8 protein-coding genes are annotated in these 7401 nt (G+C 42.3%); 5 read left to right on the top strand and 3 right to left on the bottom strand.

Annotation, left to right across the window (positions count from 1 at the left end):
- Positions 1-117: 117 nt before the first annotated feature.
- Both ADI58_RS07605 and ADI58_RS07600 read left to right on the top strand, forming a co-directional pair.
- On the top strand, positions 118-1152 hold the full coding sequence (locus tag ADI58_RS07605) for a S66 family peptidase (protein WP_049522069.1): 1035 nt from the start codon (positions 118-120) through the stop codon (positions 1150-1152).
- 105 nt (positions 1153-1257) lie between these two features.
- Positions 1258-1521, top strand: coding sequence for a SemiSWEET family transporter (locus ADI58_RS07600; RefSeq protein WP_000166114.1), 264 nt, complete (start codon positions 1258-1260; stop codon positions 1519-1521).
- Positions 1522-1602: 81 nt separating this feature from the next.
- Here ADI58_RS07600 and ADI58_RS07595 read toward each other — a convergent pair whose 3' ends face one another.
- From ADI58_RS07595 to mutL, 3 genes are read right to left on the bottom strand one after another with little or no spacing between them, the layout of a single operon-like run.
- The gene (locus ADI58_RS07595) at positions 1603-2166 is read right to left on the bottom strand and encodes a DNA-3-methyladenine glycosylase I (RefSeq protein WP_049522068.1); all 564 of its coding nucleotides are present in this window, start codon (positions 2164-2166) and stop codon (positions 1603-1605) included.
- Positions 2167-2175: 9 nt separating this feature from the next.
- Positions 2176-2769: a Holliday junction branch migration protein RuvA gene (gene ruvA / locus ADI58_RS07590; RefSeq protein ID WP_049522067.1), complete on the bottom strand. Its 594-nt coding sequence runs from the start codon at positions 2767-2769 to the stop codon at positions 2176-2178.
- 15 nt (positions 2770-2784) lie between these two features.
- Positions 2785-4734, bottom strand: a complete 1950-nt coding sequence (mutL, locus tag ADI58_RS07585) for a DNA mismatch repair endonuclease MutL (RefSeq protein WP_049522066.1) — start codon at positions 4732-4734, stop codon at positions 2785-2787.
- Positions 4735-4939: 205 nt separating this feature from the next.
- On the opposite strand from mutL, the gene ADI58_RS07580 reads away from it, so the two are divergent.
- The 3 genes from ADI58_RS07580 (at position 4940) to ADI58_RS07570 (ending at position 7313) form a co-directional block, all read left to right on the top strand.
- Positions 4940-5380, top strand: a complete 441-nt coding sequence (locus ADI58_RS07580) for a LytTR family DNA-binding domain-containing protein (RefSeq protein WP_049522065.1) — start codon at positions 4940-4942, stop codon at positions 5378-5380.
- Complete coding sequence (locus ADI58_RS07575) at positions 5377-5835, top strand: DUF3021 domain-containing protein (RefSeq protein WP_049522064.1); 459 nt, start codon at positions 5377-5379, stop codon at positions 5833-5835. Before ADI58_RS07580 ends, ADI58_RS07575 begins: the two co-directional genes overlap by 4 nt.
- A 215-nt stretch (positions 5836-6050) precedes the next feature.
- Positions 6051-7313, top strand: a complete 1263-nt coding sequence (locus tag ADI58_RS07570) for an NRAMP family divalent metal transporter (RefSeq protein ID WP_000075803.1) — start codon at positions 6051-6053, stop codon at positions 7311-7313.
- Positions 7314-7401: the final 88 nt, after the last annotated feature.

Below are 7401 nucleotides of genomic sequence, written 5' to 3'. Positions count from 1 at the left end.
GCTTTGAGGTTGTAGATAGAACTGACGAAGTCAGTAACATATATACGGCAAGGCAAAGCTGACGTGGTTTGAATTTGATTTTCGAAGAGTATCAATCTATTTCTAGGAGGATGAGATATGGTTTCTACTATTGGTATTGTTAGTTTATCTAGTGGCATTATCGGAGAAGACTTTGTCAAACATGAAGTGGACTTGGGGGTCCAACGTCTCAGGGATTTGGGACTCAATCCTATCTTTTTGCCCCATTCGTTAAAAGGCTTAGACTTTATCAAGGACCACCCCGAAGCGCGTGCGAAAGATTTGATGCAAGCCTTTTCCGATGATAGCATCGATATGATCCTATGTGCCATCGGTGGAGACGATACCTATCGCTTACTACCTTATCTTTTTGAAAATGACCAACTACAAAAGGTTATCAAACAGAAGATTTTTCTTGGCTTCTCAGATACAACCATGAACCATCTCATGTTGCATAAACTAGGAATCAAGACTTTTTATGGTCAATCCTTCTTAGCAGACATTTGTGAATTAGACAAAGAAATGCTAGCCTATAGCCTTCACTACTTTAAAGAATTGATTGAGACGGGAAGAATCTCAGAAATCCGCCCTAGTGACGTTTGGTATGATGAAAGGACTGACTTCAGTCCCAAGGATCTAGGAACACCTCGTGTCAGTCATGCAAACACTGGTTTTGACTTGTTACAAGGAAATGCCCAATTCGAAGGGGAAATCCTCGGTGGGTGTCTCGAATCCCTCTACGATATCTTTAACAACTCTCGATACGCAGACAGCACGGATCTCTGTCAAAAATACAAACTTTTCCCTGACTTGTCAGACTGGGAAGGAAAAATCCTCTTGCTAGAAACAAGCGAAGAAAAACCTGAGCCAGAAGACTTCAAAAATATGTTGCGGACTTTAAAAGACACTGGTATATTCGAGGTCATCAGTGGACTCTTGGTCGGAAAACCTATGGATGAAACTTTCTATGACGACTATAAAGAGGCACTATTGGATATTATTGACAGCAATATCCCGATTATCTATAATCTAAATGTCGGCCACGCAACTCCAAGAGCAATTGTACCCTTCGGAGTTCACGCCTATGTAGATGCAAAGGAGCAAATCATTCGCTTTGACTATAACAAAAAATAAATAGTTTCTCTATTTTTGTGCTTTTGTATTCGTTTTCGTTACAATTTGTATCTGAATTTATTGCATTTCGCTAATTTCTATGATATCCTTTTGAAGGAGGTGTATATGACAAAACAAAAAATTAATCGAATCGTAGGTTCTATTGGTGCCTTTATTGGAATTATAGTATTTATTGCCTACATTCCTCAAATTATCGCCAATTTACAGGGAAATAAAGCTCAACCATTTCAACCTTTATCAGCTGCTATATCTTGCTTAATCTGGGTTATTTATGGATGGACAAAAGAACCTAAAAAGGATTGGATACTAATCATTCCAAATTCAGCTGGTGTTATTTTAGGTGGAATCACTTTTTTGACTTCACTTTAACAAATCTAATAGTATGTATAAAAAGCTGAGATGAGTTTCTCAGCTTTTTCTCTATTCTCAAATAATTAAACGCTACACTCACTAACTTACGCTTTTCCATTCACAATCATTCTCGTGGTCATCAACTAGACCTGCAGCCTGTAGAAAAGACAAGACAGCGACTGGGCCTGTGAACTTGAAACCTCTTTTTTTGAGATCTTTGGCTAATTTCTCAGACAAGGGTGTTTTAGCTGGTGCTTGACGATAATCGGGAACATCGTTAACGACAGTTTTCCCCTCAACAAAAGACCAAAGATAGGCATCAAAAGAGCCACATTCTGCCTGTAACCGTAGAAAGGCTTGGGCGTTAGCGCGTGTAGCAAAAATCTTGGCTCTGTTTCGGATGATAGCTGGATTATCCAGCAAGGCTTCCAATTCGGTGTCGGTCATGTCTGCCACCGCTTGAACTTGATAGCCATGAAAGGCTTCTCGGAAAGCTTGGCGTTTGTTGAGCACCGTTTCCCAAGACAGACCTGCCTGATAGGTTTCCATGCACAACAACTCAAACAATGCTTGGTCATCATGGAGAGGATGCCCCCACTCCTCATCATGATAGGCAATGTAGAGCTGATTGGTCATCTTGACCCACGAACAACGTTTTGTCATGCTCTGCTCCTATTTGACCAACATCTTAAGGGCCGACTTGATATAGTTCTCAGCTGTATCTGTCGTTCCTTCAAAGAATTTCTTGATTTTCTTGAGCTCGGTTGCCTTATAGCCCAGAGCCAACATGGCCTCCATAGCTTCTTCCAATTCTTGGTTTTCAGCGCTGGTTTGCACTGCCACCTTGGCAGGAAGGTCATCTCCTGCAACTACTACCTTTCCTTCCAAGTCCAGCACCATCTGCTGGGCTGTTTTCTTGCCAATTTTAGGGAATTTGGTCAAGTAGGTGATGTTCTTGGTTTCAATGGCTTGAACCAAGCCAGCATTGTCATCAGCAGCGATAATAGCAAGAGCTGATACAGGACCAATCCCAGATACCGAAATCAGACTAAGAAAGAGCTTTTTCTCATCTTCTGAGCGAAATCCATAAAGCAAATGGGCGTCTTCACGCACGACCTGATGCACATAAATTTGAGCTTCTTGGTTAACCTGTCCTGAGTAGGCATAGGGATTGGCCACATGCAGGATATAACCAATACCGTTGACTTCAAGAACAATGTATTTGGCAGTGATTTTGGTAATGATTCCTTTTAAATATTCGTACATAGTTTTCCTTTTAGTTTAATATTTCCCCAACTCACGGAGACTGGTGTGATTTTCCTGAATGCGTCGGAACATCTTTTCCATATCTGACTTGGTAAAATGCACCAAAACAGGACGTCCGTGGGGACAGTTATAGGGATTGTCACATTGAGAAAGTTGATAAAGGAGCTGTCTGGCCGAATGATCGTCGATACGATGATTGGCCTTGATAGACCGTTTGCAGGACATCATGATAGCCAACTCTGCTCGATATTTCTTGATAGAAACTTCCTTGGTCAAGAGTAGCATATCACACATTTCATAGATGCCTGACTCGATTTCCTCCTCTGCCATCCAAATAGGATGTTCACGCAGGATAAATTGATTTTCTCCGTACTCTGCTAGAAAGACGCCCACTTCCTCCAAATGTGTCATTCTTTCCTTGAGACGAAGGGCATCATCCGCTGGAAATTCAAAGATGTAAGGCACTAGGAGTTGTTGTTGACTTTGGTCAACATCGCCAATGCTTTCACGATACTCCTCGTACTTGACCCGTTCCTGAGCCGCGTGCTGGTCTATGATATAGAGCCCATCTCGCCCCTGGGCAAAAAGATAAGTCCCGTGCATTTGTCCGAAAAATTCCAACTCTGGGAAGCTGGATGATTCTTCTCGCTCCAGTTTGTCATAAGCCTTATCAAGACTAGCTAGGTCTAACTCCGGATGGTCTAGTTGGTCATAGTTAGCTGGTTTTCTCTCTGCAAAATGCAGTTTTGCTGGCTTAGTCAGCTGATCCAAGGTTTCCTTGGCAAACAGGGTCAAATCCTGTCCTTCATCAGTCAATTCTACCTGATAATCAGCCACCTCAGCTTGACTAGGTCTTGTCGGCTCAGTTTTCTCATAGTAGAGCGTATTTTCTTTGAGTGGGAGAATAGTTTGCTCCACCTTCTCACGATTGCGCACGGTCGATTTGGCAAGGTTTTCCAAGGCATCAGGTATCAAGGTTTGTTCCTTGAGACTGTTGGAAATAGCTTCTGAAACTAAGGCCATCAATTCTTTTTCCTTGGAAATCCTCACCTCTTGCTTGGTTGGATGCACATTGACATCCGCTAGATAAGGATCGATATGGATGTGAATGACAGCCAGTGGAAAACGTCCTACCATGAGCTTACTGCCATAGCCGTCAAGAATTGCACGGTTGAGCAGAAAGTTCTTGATATAACGACCATTGATGAAGAGGCTGATATAGTTGCGATTAGCTCGGGTCAACTCAGGCAAGGATACAAAACCTGAAATTTCGAAATCAAGGTCAGAATTCTCAATTTCAATCATCTTCTTGGCACTCGCCAAACCGTAAATCCCTGCGATAGCTTGGCGCAATTGACCTGTTCCCACTGTTCGCGTCATTTCCTTGCCATCACTAATCAAGCTGAAAGAAATCTCAGGATGGGCCAAACCCAGACGATTGACAATATCAATGATATGAGACAACTCCGCTTGCTGACTCTTCATATACTTGAGACGGGCAGGCGTGTTGAAAAAAAGGTCCTCCACACAAACCTTTGTTCCCACAGGACTAGTCGCTGGGATGACTTCTTCAACTTCTCCCCCACGCGCGACTAGCTTGGTTCCGTGACTTGCGCCCTCAACTGCTGTCAAAAGAGTTAAAACACTGACGGATGCGATAGAAGGCAGAGCTTCACCACGAAAACCAAGCGTCCGAATCCGAAAGAGATCTGCCTGATTTTTTATTTTACTGGTCGCATGACGACGCAGGGCCAATTCCACCTCATCGTGGGCAATTCCATGACCATTATCTATGATTTGAATCTTCTTGAGACCAGACTCTTCAATCTCAATGATAATCTGACTAGAGCCAGCATCAATGGCATTTTCTACCAACTCTTTAACCACACTTGCAGGACGCTCGATAACCTCTCCAGCTGCAATCTGGTTTGCCAGCACCTCTGGCAATTCAATAATATGAGACATCTTTCAGCCCCTTTCTGTATCTGTTTTCCTAGAAATTGATAGTGCTATTATACCATATTTCAGAAAGGACAGAAAAGCAAGCGCCACATAGGAGCCAAATTCCTCCACATAGACAAAGGCTCTTGCCATAGGCTGTAAAATAGTGTTTAATAAAGGTGTACAAGAAGTGATCACAATTTTGTATAAAAAACAAGGAGAGAAATTTATGAAAGTAGAACTACAGATTAGTGAAACTTACGAAGAGGAAAAGCTGATTGTTCAAGCACCTCAGCCGACAGATAAAATCCAGAAAGTCATCGAGTTCGCAGAAAATCTGGATCTAACAGAAAAAATCAAAGGGAAAATCGATAATCAGGTCTATCTCGTTGAGATTGGCAAGATTCAGCGCTTCTATATCGAGAATCGGAAAGTTCTAGCAGAAACCACGAGTCAGACCTACAGCATTGATTTACGGCTCTATCAAGTCCTTGAACTCCTGCCAACCAATTTTATCCAAATTTCCCAATCAGAAATCATCAATATCGACTCCATCTCCCATCTCAAGCTTACGCCCAACGGCCTGGTAGAAATTTTCTTGAAAAACGAAAGCTTCACCTACTCTTCACGCCGTTATCTAAAAACCATCAAGGAGAAATTAGAACTATGAAAAAACAAATCTTCCACGACGCAGCTACTGGTGTCCTCATCGGCCTCATCCTCTCTATCATCTTTTCACTCATTTATGCACCAAATACCTACGCACCACTAAATCCCTACTCTATCATCGGACAAGTGATGACTCAACATGAGGTTCACGGTGCCCTGGTCTTGCTCTACTGTACTCTTATTTGGGCAGCCATTGGTATTCTCTTCAACTTTGGCAAGCGATTATTCAGCCGTGACTGGAGCATGCTTCGTGCCACTCTGACTCATTTCTTCCTTATGCTGGCTGGCTTTGTCCCACTAGCAACTCTAGCAGGTTGGTTTCCTTTCCACTGGTTCTTCTATCTCCAGCTCATTATCGAGTTTGCGATTGTTTACCTCATCATTTGGGCTATTTCCTATAAAAGAGCATCAAAAAAAGTAGACCATATCAATCAACTCTTGGAGCATAGAAAGTAAGAACCTCATAATAAGCAAATCCGAGAAAGAAACTTCTCGGTTTTTCTTTATCCTGCTGCACCTTACTATCATAGCAGTTATTTTCAGATCTTCTTTGTAAATTTTCTGTAATTTTCTATCTTTTTTCAAAATATTCTTGCATTTTCCCAAAGTTTTTTGTAGAATATAGATTACATATCCAGATTATTCTGAAAATTCAAAAAGGAGTATTTATCATGTCGCAAGCTATTTCGTTAAATCAATCAACCTGGACAAGTAAACTAAAAGCAATGGGACCTGGAATCCTAATGGCTTCTGCTGCTGTTGGCGGTTCTCACATTGTATCTTCCACTCAAGCTGGTGGTTCTTATGGGTGGTCGCTACTCCTCTTGGTCATCTTAGCCAATGTCTTTAAATATCCATTTTTCCGTTTTGGTGCTGAATACACCGCTGATACTGGAAAGACTTTGGTTGAAGGTTATGCCGAAAAAGGGAAACTCTATCTCTGGATTTTCTTTATCCTAAATGTCTTTTCGGCTATGGTCAACACGGCTGGTGTTGCCATTCTATGCTCAGCTATCATCGCCAGTGCCTTCCCAATGATCGGTCTTAGCATCACTCAGTGGTCCCTCATTCTCGTTGCAATCATTTGGGCTATGTTACTCTTTGGAGGCTACAAACTCTTAGATGGCATGGCAAAATGGATCATGTCAGCTTTGACCATTGCAACTGTTCTTGCAGTTATCATCGCGGCGGTCAAGCATCCCGAATACAGCTCTGATTTTGTCGAGAAAACACCTTGGCAAATGGCAGCTCTACCCTTCATCGTTTCCCTCTTAGGGTGGATGCCGGCTCCTATTGAAATTTCAGCTATCAATTCACTTTGGTCTGCTGAAAAGAAAAAGACCGTCAACTTTAACACAGAGGACGCTCTATTTGACTTTAACGTTGGTTACATTGGAACAGCTATCCTAGCTGTGTTCTTTGTAGCACTGGGAGCACTAATTCAGTATCCTACAGGGCAAGCAGTTGAAGCCGCTTCAGCCAAATACATCTCTCAATTCGTGGGCATGTATGCCTCTGTTCTTGGCGAATGGTCCCGTTACTTGATTACCTTTATTGCCTTCCTGTGTATCTTTGGAACAGTTATTACTGTTATCGATGGTTACTCTCGTGTCAATCAAGAATCTCTACGACTGCTAATCAGTCAAAAAGAAGACAGTAGTAAATCTTTGAACATCTGGATGACCATCACTGCTATCATCGGTATCGTCATTATCAAGTTCTTCGCTGGTCAGGTTTCAACCATGCTCCGCTTTGCTATGATTGGTTCTTTCCTGACAACACCATTCTTCGCTCTTTTGAACTACGCCTTGGTAACGCGTGAAAACAAAAATCTTCCTTCTTGGCTCAAACACCTTGCCATTGCAGGATTGATTTTCCTCTTTGGCTTCGCCATCTTCTTTATCTATGCACTCGCAATCGGAAAAGCAGGTTAACTGACAAGCGCGAGATGAAGATAATACTCTTCGTAAATCAAATTCAAACCACGTCAACGTCGCCTTGCCGTACTCAAGTACAGCCTGC

The sequence above is a fragment of the Streptococcus mitis genome (genome assembly GCF_001074635.1).
GTDB classification, from domain to species: Bacteria; Bacillota; Bacilli; order Lactobacillales; family Streptococcaceae; genus Streptococcus; species Streptococcus mitis_E.
This window is presented reverse-complemented; position numbering and strand designations above follow the sequence as displayed.

Bases quoted from the DNA above. Each gene is read 5' to 3' on its own strand.
- ADI58_RS07605 (WP_049522069.1), top strand. From the start codon at position 118: ATGGTTTCTACTATTGGTATTGTTAGTTTATCTAGTGGCATTATCGGA.
- ADI58_RS07600 (WP_000166114.1), top strand. From the start codon at position 1,258: ATGACAAAACAAAAAATTAATCGAATCGTAGGTTCTATTGGTGCCTTT.
- ADI58_RS07595 (WP_049522068.1), bottom strand. From the start codon at position 2,166: ATGACAAAACGTTGTTCGTGGGTCAAGATGACCAATCAGCTCTACATT.
- ruvA (WP_049522067.1), bottom strand. From the start codon at position 2,769: ATGTACGAATATTTAAAAGGAATCATTACCAAAATCACTGCCAAATAC.
- mutL (WP_049522066.1), bottom strand. From the start codon at position 4,734: ATGTCTCATATTATTGAATTGCCAGAGGTGCTGGCAAACCAGATTGCA.
- ADI58_RS07580 (WP_049522065.1), top strand. From the start codon at position 4,940: ATGAAAGTAGAACTACAGATTAGTGAAACTTACGAAGAGGAAAAGCTG.
- ADI58_RS07575 (WP_049522064.1), top strand. From the start codon at position 5,377: ATGAAAAAACAAATCTTCCACGACGCAGCTACTGGTGTCCTCATCGGC.
- ADI58_RS07570 (WP_000075803.1), top strand. From the start codon at position 6,051: ATGTCGCAAGCTATTTCGTTAAATCAATCAACCTGGACAAGTAAACTA.